This is a genomic window from Patescibacteria group bacterium, assembly GCA_041661505.1.
Taxonomy (GTDB): Bacteria; Patescibacteriota; Patescibacteriia; order Patescibacteriales; family JBAZCA01; genus JBAZCA01.
This window is the reverse complement of record JBAZUF010000002.1, coordinates 53001-70411: the sequence shown is the minus strand read 5'-3', so window position 1 is coordinate 70411 and position 17411 is coordinate 53001. Positions and strand designations below refer to the sequence as shown.

The following is a 17411-nucleotide window of genomic DNA, read 5'->3' as shown; positions in this document are numbered from 1 at the left end:
CTTTAATCCGCGGGCCGCAAGAAAAAAAATTGAATTAGCCGCTCTTTACAGAAAGTTATTAATTCATTATAGGTTCGCTATTTATTTGACAGCCGGTATTTTTTCAGATATATTTCAAAGTCGAGAAAAAACTCCCCATTAAATATTTATGTTAAACGTGAAAGATCAGGCCGCCGAACAGATTAAGAAAGCTGAAGAAATTCTTTTAATTGCCCCGGGCGATAAAAATGGAGACTGCCTGGCCAGCGCCCTGGCCGTATTTTTATTTTTGGGGCGGATGGGAAAAAAAGCCGATTTAGTTATTGAGAATTTGGAGGAAAAAAAGGGCCTGGAATTTTTGCCGGGCTTTTCCGAAATTTTGGGCGCTCCGGACGGACTCCAAAAATTGATCGTATCGCTTGACGTCTCCCAAACTAAAGTCGGCGAGGTTAAGTATATAATGGAAGACGGCCGCCTTGATTTTATTATTACTCCCAGGGGCGGCCAGTTTACCGGCAATGAGGTATCGGCCTGCAATTGCGACTATAAATATGATTTAATTATTACGATCGGGGCGCCGGATTTAGAGTCGCTGGGTAAAATTTATGAGGATAATCCTGATCTTTTTTACAAAAAGCCGGTAATTAATATCGACAACGACTCGGCCAACGAAAGTTTCGGCCAGATTAACTTAATCGAACTGACGGCGGTTTCGGTTTCCCAGGTTTTATTCCCCCTTTTAAAATCACTCGACCAGAAGCTGTTAAATGAAGATATCGCTACCTGTCTTTTGGCCGGCATAATTTCTAAAACCAGGAATTTTCGGAGCCAAATTATTTCCCCCCAGGCCCTAGAGGCTGCTTCTGACCTAATCGCGCTAGGCGCCAGGAAAGAGGAGATAATTAATAAATTATTCCGCTCGCGGACATTAAACGTATTAAAACTCTGGGGAAGGGTTTTGGCCCGGCTGCAATCTTCATCTGGCGACCAATTGATTTGGTCGATTTTAAGCCAGGCCGATTTTGAAAAAACCCAGTCGAAAGAAAGCGACTTAAATGAAGTGATTGATGAGCTGATCGCCAACGTTCCGGCCGCTAAAGCAATTGCCTTGATTTTTGAAAATATTAACAGTAAAACCAGGGCCTGGATTTATTCGGGAAAAAGCCTTAACTCTCTGGAGTTGTCCGCCGGCTTTAATCCGACCGGGACAAAAACTTTAGCTAAAATCGAACTGGATGAGCCGCTCCAAGCCGCGGAAAAAGCGATAATAGGGCGATTGGAAGAAAGGCTAAAGAAAATTCTTGAAAAGGAATAACAGAAGTGCTAACCTAAATATAGTTCTTGAGTCGGCAAACGGGCTATAGCTGGCTGGCTAGAATTTTGCGAAGGCGCCCATAGCTCAGTTGGTTAGAGCACGGCTCTTATAAAGCCGGGGTCGATGGTTCAAGTCCATCTGGGCGCACAATTGAATAAATTCGGGCGGCTAGCTCACTTGGTTAGAGCGCGTCGTTGACATCGACGAGGTAATAGGTTCGAATCCTATGCCGCCCACATATTTGACAGGATGATTTTTCAAGATCAGAGTCCAGAAGTTCCCTGCCCGCCGATGAGGCGGGGAGCCCTCTCGCGTCCACATCAAAAACCCCCAATTAAATCCCAGGCAAACTCATGGAAAAAATTATCGTGAAAATCGGGTCGCAGCTTATAACTAAGGGCGACGGCAATTTAAATGCCGGGATAATCTCTGGCCTGGTAAGCGACGTTTCCCGGGTAATTCAGGCCGGAAAACGCATTGTAATAGTTTCGTCGGGAGCGGTAGCGAGCGGCCGGACCGCCCGGGAACTTAAAGGCGATTTTTCAGTTAGCTGGGGCAATCAGCCTAAGGCGATCGTCCGCGAACAGATTCTCGCGGCAGTCGGACAGCCGGAATTGATGGCGGTTTACAAGGCAGAGTTCAAAAAGCACGGCCTTGCTTGCGCCCAAATCCTCGTTACCCGATCGGATTTTGCCGACCGCAAAAAATATTTAAGCTTAAGGACAGTAACCGAAAATTTGGTGAATCTGGGCATTGTTCCGATTTTTAACGAAAACGACGTTTTATCCTCCGAAGAGCTGGCCTTCTCGGATAACGACCAGTTATCCGCTATGGTGGCCGCCATGCTTATTGCCGAAAAATTGATAATATTGACTAGCGTGGCCGGGGTTTATGATAAAAACCCTAAAGACCCGGAGGCGATGCTTTTAGATGAAGTTACTGACATAAAAAAACTTTTAAAGACGGTCGATAATACGAAAAGCGAAGTCGGCCGGGGAGGGATTAAAAGCAAGTTATTGACTGCCGAGCAGGCCGGCGCCCTCGGAATTGAGATGATAGTGGCTTGCGGCTCGGAGCCGGATATTCTATCAAGGCTGGTTATCGGCGCCGAAAAAATTGGAACCCGCTTCAAAGCCTCGGCCAAAAAAGCTAAGCCGTTAAAAAGCTGGCTGGCGGTTGCCGCTCATCCCAAGGGAAAGATTGTAACCAGCTGTTATCTTTCAGATATTCTAAAGACAAAGCAATTTTCCTCCATCCTATTGTCGGGCGTGGAAGAAGCCGAGGGTAATTTTAAAAAAGGCGACGTTATCGCGGTTTGCGACGTTGACGGGACGATCTTGGGAAAAGGGCAATGCCGCTACGGGAAAGACGAACTAATAAGAGAGATTAAAGATTATAAAAATATCCATACCGAAGGGGAAAAAATTGAGGGTGGAAGAAAAATCGTAATCCATTACGACTATTTTTCTTTTGAGTAGCGAGGCCTCGGGATGTGGGGTGGGAGGCGGTTATTTCCGTGTTTTGCCTTTGCTTTCGGCCAAATATTTGTAAGTAGTTAAAGCTTCATGGGCAAAGGGGCCGCGGGCATGGAGTTTTTGGGTCGAAATTCCGATCTCCGCGCCCAGTCCGAATTCTCCGCCGTCGGAAAATTGAGTCGAGGTGTTCCAATACAGGCAGGCGGCATCGACGGCTTTAAAAAATTTATCTGCTTTTTTCTTTGAGGTGGTAATAATCGCTTCACTATGGCCCAAAGTGTGCGCGCTAATATGTTCCAGGGCTTCGTCCAGGTCATTTACGACTTTTATCGCCAAGATATAATCCAAAAATTCCGTATCAAAATCAGCCGGTTTGACTGGTTTTAATTTTGGATATTTAATTTGTTTTAAAATCCTAAAGCTTGCCTTATCCGCCCGCAGTTCAACATTTTTTTTAGATAAATCCGCGGATAGTAATTCTAACATGGGCTCACAGACTTTTTTATTGAGGAGTAAAATATCCAGGGCATTGCATATCGACACTCTTCTGGTCTTGGCGTTAATTATCACTTTTTTCGCCAGCTCCAAATCCGCCTCCTCGTCAACATAAGCGTGGACTACTGAAGCGCCGGTCATTATTACCGGGACTTTGGCGTTCTCGCGGACGAATTCTATTAAGCCTCTGCCGCCTCGGGGAATCAGGCAGTCAATATTTTTATTGGCTAATAATTTTTTTGTTTCAGTTTTTTTAATCCCGCTCATATCCATTGCCGCGTTCGGATTAATTCCATTTTTTTTCAAAAGATTCTTAATTAAGCTGGCTAAAACCCGGTTGGTGTTTTTTATTTCTTTTCCGCCTTTTAAGATTACGGCATTGGAGCTCTTGAAGGCTAGGGCAAAAGCGTCAACGGTTACGTTCGGACGGGATTCATATATTATAGCTACCAAGCCCAAAGGCACCCGGATTTTTTTAAGGCGAATTCCCGATGGGCGGTTTTTCTCCTCCATTACCCGGCCGACATAGTCCGGCAGTTTGGCCACTTCTTTTAATGAACGGGCCATGCTTCTTATTTTTTCCCGATCTAATGCCAAGCGTTCGATAAAACTCGGAATTTTTCCCTCCGACTTTGCCGCCCGGATATCTTTATTATTGGCGCCAATAATACTGCTGGCATTTTTTAACAAAATATCAGCCAGGGAGTTTAACACCTGATTTTTTTGCCTGGAGGTTAAATTTTGCAGACCAACCGAAGCTCTTTTAGCGAGGTCAATACTCTTATCAATTTTACTTGGATAATTCCCCGGCTCTTTCATAGGCTTTTTTTAGGGCTTTTTCCCAATTTTTATAGAAATGATCTGTGCCTAAGCTTTTTAAGGCCGCTTCGGTGATTCCTTTTTTTGAAGTCACCCTTTTAATTAAAAGCGGCAAGTTTTCTTCCTCTTGCGAATATAATAGCGAGCCGGCGACGCTTTGGCGGACAAGAATTTTTGCCTCGTCTTTTTTAAATCCGAGCTTTACCGCCGCCTGGATAAGCGCATCCATAAAAAGGAAAACATAAGCCGGCCCGCACCCGGAAACGGCCGACAAAGCGTCGATTTTTTTCTCATCATTCAAAAATATTTCCTGGCCAAAAGCATTAAGGAGCTGGTTAACTAGCCGCAGTTCGGATGAGGTGAAGTTTTTTTTGCCGGCGTGCCAGCCGGTCATGCTCTCGCCCACCCGCAAGGCCAGGTTGGGCATGGTGCGGATGACTTTTTTCGAGCCGGTTGTCCGGCTTATTTCGGCTGTTTTTATGCCGGCCATTATAGAAATGAATATTTTATTTTTTTCTTTTAATTTTATTGCCGCTAAAGTTTTAAAGTCCTGCGGCTTGATGCATAAAAAAATAACATCGGATTTTTGAATGAGCGCTAAAAGGCTCGCAGCGCATTTCGCGCCTTTGACCCGGATGGTATTAATAGAGTGAATGTAGAATCCGGAGCTTTTAAAGTCTTTACTGGCTTTTAATGATTTAAAAATCGCCTGGCCCATATTGCCAAAGCCGAAAATCCCGATAGTCAGATGCTTTTTTTTCTTTTTCATAAATAAAAGGGGCACCGGCGGCGCCCCGATATCGGTTTATTTTATGGTTTCAAGGATATCTTTTTCTTTAACTATACTGCCTTTAGCCTCGCTTCTTTTTTTTATTTCCACCCCGCCGCCCTTAATTGATTTTTCGCTTACTATTATCCGGTAAGGCAAACCGATTAAGTCCGAGTCAGCGAATTTTTCGCCGGCCGTAAGATCGCGGTCGTCATATAAGACCTCGATTCCCGCCTGAACCAAATCATTATAGATTTTTTCCGCCTCTTCATCTTTGTTGAGGCTCACCAGATGGACTTTGAACGGGGCGATGGCTTCCGGCCAGATAATGCCTTTGTCATCGTGCAATACCTCGACTATCGTACCCATCACCCTTTGCGGGCCGATGCCGTAGCAGCCCATAACAACGTCATTAGGCTGGCCTGACATATTCATAAAACTAAGTCCGAGCGGTTTTGAATATTTGGTTTTGAGTTTAAAGATATTTCCGACTTCCACGGCCTTTTCTTCCTTTAAATCCTTATTGCCGCATTCGGTGCAGGCGTGCTTAACATCTTCGATAATTTCCCGGTTAATGGCCACATGGCACTTTTCGCAAATGTAGATTGTGTCTTCTCCGGCGCCGGTCAAGGTTTGAAACTCGTGGGAATATTTGGAAAAAGTTCCGCCTGAAGCAAAAGTCATATAGGTTTTTTCACCCAATCCCAGCCGTTTAAAAATATTAGTATAGGCGGCTTTGGCTTTTTCGTAATATTCGTCCAGGCCTTTTTCATCGGCGTGGAATGAGTAAGCGTCTTTCATTATAAATTCCCTAAGGCGCATCAGGCCGGATTTGGCCCGGGCTTCGTTTCTGAATTTCGTTTGAAACTGGTAAACGCATTTTGGCAAATCTTTGTAAGAGGAAATATGCTTTTTCAGCAGGTTGGTAAGCGGCTCTTCGTGCGTCGTCGCTAATCCCAGCTCGGTGTCATTTTTCAATTTGGTTTTAAACCAGACGTCATAAACCGCGTCATCCCAGCGGTTGGTTTTCTTCCAAAGTTCCGGGTTTTGCAGAGCCGTCAGCAATACTTCCTGGGCGCCGATTTTATTCATCTCCTCGCGGATAATGGCGATAATTTTCTCAAGGACTCTTAACCCCAGCGGCAAGAAATCATATATTCCCGCCATTTCTTTATTAATAAAGCCGGCCTGAATGAGCGCCCGGGCGTTAAAACTGGTTTCCTCCGAGGGCGCCTGTTTCGAAGTTTTGGTGAAAAGTTTAGATTGTTTCATAGCCGATGCGGGCCAGGGAATGGCTTTCGTCCAGCCATTTCCCGGCAAATGAGATTTATCATCTGATATATGCTTGAATTCTATTAAAAAAACGCCTGGTTGTCAAAGCGAAAACGCGCCAATGTAATTGAAATCCCGGTCCGGCGTCTTAGGAAGCACTGTTAACTTTAATGAAAATTATTCAATTGCCAGAAAGCTGGCGTTGATAATTTACTAAATTTATGAAGATGCTATCTTGCGCCGACCTGGGAGAAAATAGCTGCCATTACGTATCTAGGGGCAATACCAAGGAAGAGGTGGCCGACAATATGATGGAGCACGCGAAAACCGCCCACGCCGATAAAATGAAGGAGATGATGGCCGATAAATCGGAGATGGGAATCAAACAAATGATGATGGGAAAAGTCCATGAAGGTTGATTTTTGTTTTTATTGTTATAAAATGTATTTAGGCTTATTAAACGTAAATATTACATCGCTATGATCAAAGTCAACCAAGAAACCTGCATCGGCTGCGGAGCTTGCGAGAGCCTGTGCCCGGACGTTTTTAAATTAAACGCCGATACGGGAAAATCGGAAGTGGTTAGCCAGGGAAACGCCGAGTGCGGCAAATTGGCGGCGGAAAGCTGCCCGGTTCAAGCGATAACCGTCGATTAAGTTTAGTCCGGGGAGTAGGCGGAAGAATCTCCGAAAGAGCTTGTATCACGAAAGACAATCTCAAATATTGAGGTTGTTTTTTATTGGCGGAAGTGATAAAAATAACCTGTATGGACATAAAACAAGTAAAAAAATACAAGCTTCTTGCGTCGCCCGGCTGTTATCTTTTTTTTAATGCCGTTGGAGAAATTATATATATCGGCAAGGCCGTTAATTTAAAAAGCCGGGTACTTTCGTACTGGCAAAAAAGTTCGCAATTAAATCCCATGAAAGAGCAAATGGTTTTGGAGATTGCAAAAATAAAATGGATATGGGTGGAGAGCGAGGTGGAAGCGTTTCTGCTTGAGGCCAATTTGATAAAAAAACATCATCCAAAATACAACGTGCTCCTGCGCGATGATAAGCGTTTTTCCTATATAAAAGTTTCGACTGAAGAAGAATGGCCGCGGGTTTATTCGGCCAGAACCATCGATAAAGCTGGACGCTATTTCGGCCCTTTTACTTCCGGAGAATCGGTCCGGCAAACCCTAAAATTAATCCGGCGGATCTGGCCCTATCGGTCCTGTTCCCGGCTGCCGAAAAGAGCGTGCCTTTATTATCATGTGGGCAAATGCCAGGGCGCGTGCGAGGAAAAAATTACCCGCAAGGAATATTTGGAATATATCCGGCAGGTGATCCGTTTTCTGGAAGGCCGGAAAAAAGACATTGTCCGGGATTTAAAAAAAGAAATCCGGGCGGCGGGAAAAAAATTAAAAGAAGAATTGCCGGACGAACAAAGGCTGGCTTGGGAAAAAAAGCTGGAGCTTTTTAATTTCCGGCTTTTAAATATTGAAAGAGTTTTAGAGATGTCTAAAGTGATAACGGTCGGAGAAAAATATTTAAACGATGTAGTCGAGCTGGCTAAACTGCTCCGCCTGCCAAAAGTTCCGGACCGAATTGAAGGCTATGACGTATCTAATACTTTTGGCCTGGAGGCGGTGGGATCTATGGTAGTTTTTTCCGGCGGCGAAGCGGAGCGAAGCCAGTACCGCAAGTTTAGAATCAAGGCCCAGGAGCTGGACTTTAGTTTCTTAAAGGCCCGCGGCGGGGATATAAAAATGCTGGAAGAGATTTTGGAGCGGCGGTTTAGGCGCTATGCCGCAGCCAAAGCTGGCTCTGAAAACAAGAAACCGGCCAGCCCGAGAGATGCCGAAAAATCCTGGCCTCTGCCTGACTTGATAATTATCGACGGCGGCAAAGCCCAGCTGAATGTCGCCAGCCGGGTACTGAAAAAATATAAATTAGATATCCCGGTAATCGCCATTTCCAAAGGCGACGGATTGCGTTCGGCCAAAGCGCCGGACAAATTATTTTTTGCCGGAGAAAAAACCGCCCTGGAATTGCCGCTTGCTTCACCGGCCCTGCACCTAATCAAGCGCGTCCGCGACGAAGCCCACCGGTTCGCCATTTCCTACCACAAACTGCTTAGAAAAAAGAAGTTATTCGGCCGCTAGAGAATTAATATCTTTTTTGACACCTTAGCATTATTTTGATAGGTTGAAGTTATATAAACCTCTTTAAAAATAATGAAAGCCAAGAACCTGGCAAATTTTATTTTTGAGATTACTGATTTCGAGAAATGCGGCGTACGAAATTTACCGATTGGTGGAAGGGATTAAAAAAGATGACTTATAAAAAATTATATCAATAATATAATCTAATTCGCCCGCCCCGCATCATTCGGGGAGAGCTCATAACGATTATGGATTATCCAAATCTATCAAAACAGGATCCGGAAATAATGAAAGCGATTAGAAAGGAGATTCTGCGGCAGACTGAAGAAATGGAGCTTATTGCTTCGGAAAACTACGCGTCCAAAGCGGTTTTAGAAGCGATGAGCACTGTTTTAACTAACAAGTACTCCGAAGGCTATAGCGGCCATCGCTATTACGGCGGAAATCAAATTATTGACGAGGTGGATAATATCGCCATAGAACGGGCGAAAAAATTATTCGGCGCCGAACATATAAACGTCCAGCCCCTATCCGGTTCGCCGGCCAATGCCGCGGTTTACTTTGCTTTTCTGAAGCCGGGAGAAAAGGTATTAGGACTGCGCCTGGACCACGGCGGCCATTTATCCCACGGCCATCCGGTGAATTTTTCCGGCATGCTCTATAATTTTGTCCAATATGAGGTCAATCCGGAAACCGGCCGGCTGGATATGGACCAGGTAAGAGAGGTGGCTTTGCGGGAAAAACCGAAAATGATCGTCGCCGGCTATAGCGCTTATTCGCGGGAAATCGATTGGAAGAAGTTTAAAGATATTGCCGATGAGGTTGGCGCTTTTACATTTGCCGATGTTGCCCATACTGCCGGGCTTATCGCCGGAGGGCATATGAATAATCCTGTCCCGTTTTTTGACGTGGTTTCCACGACTACCCATAAGACTTTGCGCGGCCCAAGAGGAGCGATGATTATGTGCAAAGAGCAGTTTGCCAAGCAGGTGGACCGGGCGGTTTTTCCCGGCATGCAAGGCGGCCCGCACGACCACATCCAGGCGGCCAAGGCGGTAGCTTTTGGAGAAGCCTTACAGCCTGACTTTAAGGAATATGCCGGACAAGTGATAAAAAATGCCCAGGTTATGGCCGAAGAATTTAAAAAATGCGGCTACACTATAGTATCGGGCGGAACCGACAACCATTTGATGGTGGTTGATATGGCTTCAAAAAATTTGCGGGGAAAAGACGCCGAGATTGTTCTTGAAAAAGTCGGAATTTCTGTAAGCCGGTCAACTATCCCCAACGACCCCAACCCGCCGATGAATCCTTCCGGCGTCCGCTTCGGCACGCCGGCTATTACCAGCCGGGGAATGAAAGAAAAGGAAATAATTAAAGTAGCAACCTGGATTAACGCGGCAATTGAGCACAGGGACGAACCGGATGTTCTAGAACAGATAAGAAAAGAAGTGCGCGAAATGTGCCTAGCCTTCCCCATCCCAAGCGTATAATAAATTACTTATAACAGCACATGGCCAAGAATCTTAAAGAGTGTGTTTTTATCGCATGAAAATAATCGACGGAAAACAATTAGCGGAGAAAATCAATGACGCGACCGTGGCGGAAATATTAAAACTCGGGTCCCGGCCGAATCTAGCGGTAATTTTAGTCGGCGAAAATCCTGATTCAAAGATATACGTTAAAAAAAAGCTGGAAGCCAGTAAAAAAGTCGGGGTCGACACCCATTTTTATAAATGCGATGCCGATATGGGCGAGGCTAAGCTCGTCGAGATGATTGAATTTTTAAATAAGGACGACGCGGTTGACGCGATTTTACTCCAGCTCCCCTTGCCTAAAGAGGGAGGTTATAATACCGATGAAATTATAACCAAAATCAGCCCGGAAAAAGACGTTGATTGCTTCCATCCGAAAAATATTGAGCCCATAGTTACTGCCTGTAGCGATGAGCATATCCTGCCCCCGGTTTACGGCGTTATCTTTGACATGCTAAAGAGCCTTAAGTTTGATTTAAAAGGAAAAAAAGTCGTTGTAGTTTCCAAATCGGAAATTTTCGGCGGCAATTTAGCCAAAATTTTTAAGTGCAAAGGCGCCGTCGCCGAAAAAGTCCACCCGGACGACCCGGAATTGATTGCCAAGGCTTCGCAGGCTGACGTTTTAATCCCGGTAATCGGCCGGCCGAAGTTTATCAAAAAGGAAATGATAAAGCCCGGCGCGGTGGTCATCGACGTCGGTATAACCCGGGAAGAGGGCTTTACTTACGGCGACGTGGATTTTTCCGACGTTAAAGATTTGGACGGCTATATCTCGCCGGTTCCCGGCGGGGTCGGACCGATGACAGTAGCGATTACTTTACGCAACACATTGGATTTACATAAAAAAAGGCGAAATAAATAATTAATATGGAAAATAGATTGGATAAGCCGCGACCAAAAAGCTACGAGCAAATACGCGAAGAAAGCAGGAAAGAATTGGACAAGCTTTTTTCAAAAAGCGGGGTAAGCGATGAAGAGGGGCTTGCGGAAAAAACTAAAACGCCAGGGAGCGGCAGAAGAATGATAAAAATGGAGGGAAGGAGAAATGTACCGGGTAGTAATCGGGAGATTGAAGTTATAGAAAAATAATTTTTTCCCGGAAAAGCGGATGCGCTTACAGATTTTTGGGTATTAAAATCACCCTTACGGGGTGTTTTTTTGACTCTAAAGCAATAAGTTTGATAATCTAAAAACAGTTTAAACCAATATTTATCTCCATGCCGGATAACAAGAAAAAAATAAGCCAAGCGCTGAAAGAACACTTCAATTACAATCACTTCCGTCCCGGGCAGGAGCGGGCGATAGAGTCGGCTTTGGAAGGAAAAGACGCTCTGATAATTATGCCTACCGGCGGCGGAAAATCTTTATGCTACCAGTTGCCGGCTTTAATGCTCCCAGGCATAACAATCGTCATTTCGCCCTTAATCGCTTTAATGAAAGATCAGGTGGACGGCCTCGAAAAAAGAAATATTCCCGCCACTTTCATAAATAGCTCCATAACCCCGGAAGAGAGCGCCAGTCGCATCTCCGGTGCTTTGGCCGGGACAGTAAAGCTACTTTATATCGCGCCGGAGCGATTTTATAACGCGGATTTCTTAAGGGCTTTGAAAGATTTGAAGGTAAGCCTTTTTGCCATCGACGAAGCCCATTGCATTTCCGAATGGGGGCATGACTTTCGGCCAAGCTACATGAGGCTTTGGTCGGCTATTTCCGCCGTCGGCCGCCCGCCGGTTATGGCTCTTACCGCGACCGCCACCCCTGAAGTGCGCGATGACATCGCCCGGCAGTTAAAAATGGATAACCCGGCGTCAATTATTACCGGTTTTAGCCGTCCGGGCCTGCAGTTCGGCGCTATTCAGGCTAATGATGCCATGAAAATAAACATTATCTCCAATACTGTCGGTTCTATGGAAGAAGGCGGGGGCATAGTTTATGCCGGTACGCGCGCCAAGGCCGACGGAATTTTAGCCGAATTATTAAACCAGGGAGTGGAGGCGGTCGGCTATCACGCCGGAATGGACTCGGAAGAAAGAAAATGGGTGCAAGAGGATTTTATGAATGGCCGAGCCCGGGTTATTGTCGCTACCAACGCTTTTGGCCTGGGGATCGACAAAAAAGACATCCGCTTTGTCATCCACCATGACATGCCTGGAACGATTGAAGCTTACTACCAGGAAGCCGGCCGAGCCGGCCGGGACGGCAAGCCAGCTTTATGCCTTTTACTTTACGCGCCCCGCGACCGGTATTTGCGGGAATTTTTTATCAAAGGCGACAACCCGCCGCCGGCCATGGTTTTGGATCTGTATGAAGCCTTAAAATCGATTGACGCCAATCCTATTTTGGTTACTTACGCGACCCTGCGGGAGATGCTAAGCCATGATGTTCCGGAAATGGCGGTCGGCACCGCCCTAAAAATATTGGAGCGCGAAGGCTATATCTCCCGCGCCAGGGAAAAAAACGGAAACGCCTATTTGAAATTTTTAGAAGACTCCCGGCGTTTCCGCGGCCTGGTCAATAGCCGCGCTAAACGCCGGATTGAGATTTTGGAAAAGCTTTTTAACTATTTTGACGGGCGGCTAAACGAGCGGCTGGATTTGAATATCGATGAGGCGGCCTCGATTATTGAAGTAAAAAAGGACGTTTTAACCCGGGCTCTGCGCAAATCAGCCGATGAGGGATTACTGGAATATGAGCCGCCCTTTAAAGGAACCGAAATTTCTTTATTGAAAAACGTATCCAGGGACGAGGTAAAAATAGATTTCTCCGCCATGCGTGAAAAACTGGAGCGGGCCTATGAAAAACTGGAAGCCATGGAAAATTACATCTATCATTTTGGCTGCCGGCAAAAATACATTCTGGATTATTTTGGAGAAGAAAATCCCGGCGATTGCAAAAAATGCGATAATTGCCTGGTAGGCGGCGGTTACGCGAGAAAAAATTCAGCGCCCAAAAGAGAGCTAAAAAGCGGCAAAAGCCGCGGGGACAGGCGCGACTTCCGGGAAAGTGATGGTTCGAAATCGTCCGGCCGCGAGCCAGCGGTGAAATTGGAAACTAAATTGACCCAGCTAACGACTTATGATTTATATAAAGAAGGGAAAACGATAGAGGAGATCGCTAAAGAGAGGGAGCTCGCCGAAGAAACTATCGAAAACCACGTTTGTTTTTTAATCGACCGGGGAATGATTAAGGAAATAAAAGAATGGGTGGGAGACCGGGCGCAAAAGAAAATTTTAGCGGCTATAAAAACAGCCGGACCGGAAAAGATGAAGCCGATAAAAGAGCTTTTGGGGGAAGAGGCGAGCTACCGGGAAATAAAATTTGTTTTATCCAAATACAAAAAAGACCATGAATGAAGACGCGCAAAAAAAATTACTGAAAATCGTGAAAAACAACTACGAAGAGATCGCTGATGAGTTCCACCAGACCCGGATGAAAAATTGGCAGCCGCTTTGGGGCGAAGTGGTTAAATTCGCCAGCCGCGTTAAAGATGGCGAGAGTATTTTAGATCTTGGCTGCGGCAACGGGCGGGTTTTAAACGCTTTGGCCGGAAAAAAAATCAGTTATATCGGCATTGATAATTCGTCAAAAATTATCGAACACGCCAGATCCAATTATCAATTATCAATTATCAATTATCAATTTATTGTCGGCGATATTCTTGGGCTGGATAAAATAAAAGAGGTCGCGGACAGGAAGTTTGACTATATTTTTTGCGTGGCGGTATTGCACCATATCCCGGGCCAAGAGCTGCGGATTGGATTTTTGCGCCAAGCCGAAAAATACCTCAAACCGGGCGGCAAGATGCTCTTAACCAGCTGGAATATCTGGGAACAAAAAAGATTTTACCTTGTACTGGCAAAAAGCATTCTTTTAAAGCTGGCCGGGCGCTATGAGTACGACTTTGGCGACATTCTTTTTCCCTGGAAAGGGAAAAATTTAAACAGCTTGCGCTATTACCACGCTTTTACCAAGGGAGAGCTGAAAAGATTAGCGGAAAAATCCGGATGCGCGGCGGAAAGGATTTTTAAGGACAAATTTAATTATTATCTGGTTATAAGCAAAAAACCCTAACTTTACGTAAAAATCTAAATTTGATATACTGAAAAAAATAATAATTAGACTTGGCTTATGGATGAAAAAAAAACTATCGTAATTTCCTTAGGCGGATCTTTAATCGCGCCCAAGGAAGGAATTGACTGGAAATTCCTAAAAAAATTCAGGAAGTTAATCATTGAAAGGATAAAAGAAGGCGAACGCTTCGTAATAGTAACCGGCGGCGGCAATACCTGCCGCGAATACCAGAAAGCGGCTTCAAAGGTAACCAAATTAACCGACGACGACCGCGATTGGCTCGGAATCCACACTACCCGCTTAAACGCCCATCTTATAAAAACAATCTTTCGCAATTACGCCCATCCGCGGATTAATAAAAATCCGAAGACCAAGGAAGATTTAAAGAGGCATTTTTCCAAGGGCGAGGGGATTATGGTGGCGGCCGGCTGGCGGCCGGGCTGGTCAACCGATTTGGACGCGACAATTTTGGCCGAACGGCTGGGAGCCAAAACTTTAATAAACCTATCGAACATTTCTTACGTTTACGACAGGGATCCCAATAAGCATAAGGGCGCGAAAAAAATTGAAGAGATATCCTGGCCGGAATTTAGAAAAATAGTCGGGACTAAGTGGGATCCGGGCTTAAACGCCCCCTTTGATCCGGTGGCTTCCAAAAAAGCCCATGATATCGGCATGCAAGTTGTAATCATGAACGGAAGAAATTTGGCTAACTTAAAAGATTGTCTGGAAGGAAAGAGGTGCAAGGGAACGATAATAAAATAAATCAGGTTAATAAAAATACAGCCCGCGCGGGCTGTATTTTGTCTGCTATAATATTACTTGAGAAAACTAGCTGTTTTTTTCTTTGAATTTATTTTTAATTTCAAGATACGCGTCCCTAAACGGCCGGCCCTTTTTTACCAGCTCATACACCTCGTTGGTGGCGTAAAGGTCGGCGGTCATGGCTTTTTTCAGCCGGTTCTCGTTTAATCTTATATTCGGCATTGCCTTGGCCAGTATTTCTATCGTATCTATGCAAAGATTAATCCCGAGGACCAGAGGTTTTTTTGTTAAGGTCAGATCCCGGTGATAACCCGAACCAAGCGAGGAAATTATTTCCTGGATTCGCGCCTGGTAGGAATGGAAAACTTTGGCATTGCCCCGCATAATTTCAAAAATGTCATAGTTCCTTTTTTGGGGCATGATTGATGATCCGGTAGTAAAGCTATCAGGCAGGGAAAAGAAGCCAAATTCCTGGGTGGTAAAGATTACCATGTCAGAAGCGAATCTGCCCGCGATAATCATAATTTGGGATAAAGCCTGCAGGACTATGTTTTCGAAATATCCGCGGGAAAATCCGCAATACATGGGGTTTTTTTGGGTTTTGGCAAATTTGAGTTTTTTCGTCGTAAGTTCCCGGTTTAAAAATAAATTATCGATGCCGTAGCCGGACGCCGAGCCTAAGGGATTTTGGTCGATTAAGTTTCTTGCCGCCTTGAGCATGGGGATAAAATCTTTGATGGCCGCGAGGTAAGAATCAAGCCAGACGCCAACGGTTGTCGGCATAGCTTTTTGCATGTGGGTATAGCCGGGCATAGGAATATTTTTCGCCTCTTTAATTTTAGCCTGAAAGCTTATGGCCAATCTTTCGGTTAATTTAGCTATTTCGGTTAAGCTGTCTTTCATGAATAAACGAACCATAACCAGGGCCTGATCGTTCCGGCTCCGGCCGGTATGGATTTTTTTTCCGATATCGCCGTAATGGGCGGTCAGATATTCTTCAATGGCCATATGGCCGTCTTCCTGGCCTTGCCGGATAATAAAATTGCCTTTCTTATATTCGGTTAGAATTTTATAAAGCCCCAGCCTGGCCTTTTTTAATTCCGGGCCGGACAATATGCCAATAGTTTTTAGCATTTCCGCGTGAGCCAGGCTGGCTTCGATATCGTAGGGCAATAAAAGCTGGTCCATTAAATAATCATCGCCGACCGTATAGGCTTCAACCATTGAATCCAGCTCATCTCCCGTAGTTTGCCAAATCTTTTTGCTTTTTGCGGCAATTGTTTTTCTCGCCATATTGTTGGATAATAATTACTCTTTATCATCGTAGTTAAAAACATTAAAAGAGGTTTTTTGCGCCAGGTTGTAAATTTCAATAAATCCGGCCGAGGCGTTTTGGTTAAAGGCGGCGTTCCGGTCAAAGGTGGCTAAATTATGATCGAATAAAGAATAGGGAGATGATAACGCAACGACCGTTATATTTCCTTTAAATAGACGGATTTTTACTTTGCCCGTCACTTTCCGGTTTTGTGAATCAATGAAGGCGCGGATATGGTACATAACCGGATCAAACCACTTGGCGGCGTATGCGAGATAGCCCCACTTAATATCCATTGACGCTTTTAACTCGTTTTCTTCCCGGTTGGAAACCAATTTTTCCAGTCTTCTATGGCCTTCAATCAAAATGGCCGCGCCCGGATTTTCATAAACCCCTCTGACTTTCAGCCCCACGAGGCGGTCTTCAATTAAAGGAAAAATTCCAACGCCATGCTTGGCGCCGGCCGCGTTGCATTTCATAACCAGCTGGCTTAACTTCATAGCTTCGCCGTTCAATTTAACCGGTATGCCTTTTTCGTATTCCACTTCAATTATTTCTTCGGCGTCCGGCGCGTCTTCCGGCAATTTGCACCACTGCAGGATATTTTTTAGCGGGGGAATTAGTTCCGGATTTTCAATTTCGCCGCCTTCGCCGGTATTGCCCCACATGTTTTCGTCGTAAGAATATGGCCTGTCAGTTTTTTGTTTTACCGGAATGTTATGCTTTTCCGCGTACTCGATTTCTTCCTGGCGGCCCATGCCCCATTCCCGGACTGGTGCGATAATTTTTAAGGCCGGGTTAAGGGTAGTGATGTAGCTTTCGAAGCGCACCTGGTCATTGCCTTTTCCGGTTGAGCCGTGGGCAATGACATCGCAATTATATTCTTTAGCGAATCTTACCGCCGCTTTGGAAATAATTACCCGCCCCAAAGGCGTCGATAGGGCGTAGCCGCCCTGATAATCGGCGTTGGCTTTGATCGCGTGCGTTAATAATGTGTCGGCAAATTCATCCTTAGCGTCGTAAATAATCGCTTCTTTGGCGCCTAGATTTATGGCTTTTTGTTTGATTTCATCCAAATTATCAGCGGTCTGACCTAAATCAATCGTCAAAGTGACAATTTCGCACTCATATTCTTCCTGAATCCATTTTAACATTACCGAAGTATCCAATCCGCCGGAATATAGTAAAAGGCATTTTTTAAATTCCCCTTTTTTCGCTTCATGCGAAGCCACTTTTACGTAAGAAGTTTCTTTTTGCATAGTGTTAAATAGGCAATTAATTTTATTTTTTTAAATATGAAAGCAGTGCCATGGCAGAATATACCCGAAATTCGGCTTCGTCAAAAATAATGGATTGTTCCGAGCGCATGATATCTTTGGCAATTTCCCGGCCGGGATGGGCGGGCAGGCAATGGAGTATTAAGAGGCTGTATTTTGCTTTCATATTCCTTCA

The 17411-nt window shown here is 45.1% G+C and carries 17 protein-coding genes and 2 tRNA genes; 13 read left to right on the top strand and 6 right to left on the bottom strand.

Translation table 11 applies throughout. The features are described 5' to 3' along the window. Positions 1-148 precede the first annotated feature (148 nt). The 4 genes from WC715_02695 (at position 149) to proB (ending at position 2772) form a co-directional block, all read left to right on the top strand. On the top strand, positions 149-1294 hold the full coding sequence (locus WC715_02695; protein MFA6171342.1) for a hypothetical protein: 1146 nt from the start codon (positions 149-151) through the stop codon (positions 1292-1294). A gap of 73 nt (positions 1295-1367) precedes the next feature. Next, positions 1368-1441: transfer RNA gene (locus WC715_02690), tRNA-Ile, on the top strand. 15 nt (positions 1442-1456) lie between these two features. Then, positions 1457-1530 (top strand) — tRNA-Val (locus WC715_02685). Between the two features lie 117 nt (positions 1531-1647). After that, on the top strand, positions 1648-2772 hold the full coding sequence (gene proB / locus WC715_02680; protein ID MFA6171341.1) for a glutamate 5-kinase: 1125 nt from the start codon (positions 1648-1650) through the stop codon (positions 2770-2772). Between the two features lie 30 nt (positions 2773-2802). Here proB and WC715_02675 read toward each other — a convergent pair whose 3' ends face one another. Genes WC715_02675 through WC715_02665 form a run of 3 tightly spaced genes read right to left on the bottom strand, consistent with a single transcriptional unit; the run spans position 2803 to position 6124 of the window. Next, complete coding sequence (locus tag WC715_02675; protein ID MFA6171340.1) at positions 2803-4083, bottom strand: glutamate-5-semialdehyde dehydrogenase; 1281 nt, start codon at positions 4081-4083, stop codon at positions 2803-2805. Beyond that, on the bottom strand, positions 4055-4852 hold the full coding sequence (gene proC, locus WC715_02670; GenBank protein MFA6171339.1) for a pyrroline-5-carboxylate reductase: 798 nt from the start codon (positions 4850-4852) through the stop codon (positions 4055-4057). Before proC ends, WC715_02675 begins: the two co-directional genes overlap by 29 nt. A gap of 36 nt (positions 4853-4888) precedes the next feature. Further along, the gene (locus WC715_02665; protein ID MFA6171338.1) at positions 4889-6124 is read right to left on the bottom strand and encodes an aminoacyl--tRNA ligase-related protein; all 1236 of its coding nucleotides are present in this window, start codon (positions 6122-6124) and stop codon (positions 4889-4891) included. A gap of 221 nt (positions 6125-6345) precedes the next feature. Between WC715_02665 and WC715_02660 the strand changes: the two genes are divergently transcribed. From WC715_02660 to pyrH, 9 genes are all read left to right on the top strand, one after another. After that, positions 6346-6543 carry a DUF1059 domain-containing protein gene (locus WC715_02660; protein ID MFA6171337.1) on the top strand — a complete coding sequence of 66 codons (198 nt, stop codon included), beginning with the start codon at positions 6346-6348 and terminating at the stop codon, positions 6541-6543. Positions 6544-6603: 60 nt separating this feature from the next. After that, a complete protein-coding gene (locus tag WC715_02655; GenBank protein MFA6171336.1) occupies positions 6604-6780 on the top strand; it encodes a ferredoxin in 177 nt (58 codons plus the stop codon). Between the two features lie 110 nt (positions 6781-6890). Next, complete coding sequence (locus WC715_02650; protein ID MFA6171335.1) at positions 6891-8273, top strand: excinuclease ABC subunit UvrC; 1383 nt, start codon at positions 6891-6893, stop codon at positions 8271-8273. Between the two features lie 248 nt (positions 8274-8521). Beyond that, positions 8522-9766 carry a serine hydroxymethyltransferase gene (glyA, locus tag WC715_02645; GenBank protein ID MFA6171334.1) on the top strand — a complete coding sequence of 415 codons (1245 nt, stop codon included), beginning with the start codon at positions 8522-8524 and terminating at the stop codon, positions 9764-9766. 55 nt (positions 9767-9821) lie between these two features. Beyond that, positions 9822-10670 carry a tetrahydrofolate dehydrogenase/cyclohydrolase catalytic domain-containing protein gene (locus tag WC715_02640; protein MFA6171333.1) on the top strand — a complete coding sequence of 283 codons (849 nt, stop codon included), beginning with the start codon at positions 9822-9824 and terminating at the stop codon, positions 10668-10670. A 5-nt stretch (positions 10671-10675) separates the two neighbouring features. After that, entirely contained in the window at positions 10676-10897 is a 222-nt protein-coding gene (locus WC715_02635) for a hypothetical protein (GenBank protein MFA6171332.1), read from the top strand. Between the two features lie 128 nt (positions 10898-11025). Next, positions 11026-13161, top strand: coding sequence for a RecQ family ATP-dependent DNA helicase (locus WC715_02630; GenBank protein MFA6171331.1), 2136 nt, complete (start codon positions 11026-11028; stop codon positions 13159-13161). Further along, positions 13154-13879 (top strand): methyltransferase domain-containing protein, encoded by a 726-nt coding sequence (locus WC715_02625; protein MFA6171330.1) that lies wholly within the window; start codon positions 13154-13156, stop codon positions 13877-13879. Before WC715_02630 ends, WC715_02625 begins: the two co-directional genes overlap by 8 nt. 57 nt (positions 13880-13936) lie before the next feature. Continuing rightward, positions 13937-14644, top strand: a complete 708-nt coding sequence (gene pyrH / locus WC715_02620) for a UMP kinase (protein ID MFA6171329.1) — start codon at positions 13937-13939, stop codon at positions 14642-14644. 66 nt (positions 14645-14710) lie between these two features. Here pyrH and WC715_02615 read toward each other — a convergent pair whose 3' ends face one another. The 3 genes from WC715_02615 to WC715_02605 are packed head-to-tail and all read right to left on the bottom strand — an operon-like array spanning position 14711 to position 17402. Further along, complete coding sequence (locus WC715_02615) at positions 14711-15937, bottom strand: lyase family protein (GenBank protein MFA6171328.1); 1227 nt, start codon at positions 15935-15937, stop codon at positions 14711-14713. Between the two features lie 15 nt (positions 15938-15952). After that, the gene (locus tag WC715_02610; GenBank protein ID MFA6171327.1) at positions 15953-17218 is read right to left on the bottom strand and encodes an argininosuccinate synthase; all 1266 of its coding nucleotides are present in this window, start codon (positions 17216-17218) and stop codon (positions 15953-15955) included. Positions 17219-17240: 22 nt separating this feature from the next. Further along, on the bottom strand, positions 17241-17402 hold the full coding sequence (locus tag WC715_02605; GenBank protein ID MFA6171326.1) for a hypothetical protein: 162 nt from the start codon (positions 17400-17402) through the stop codon (positions 17241-17243). Positions 17403-17411 lie beyond the last annotated feature (9 nt).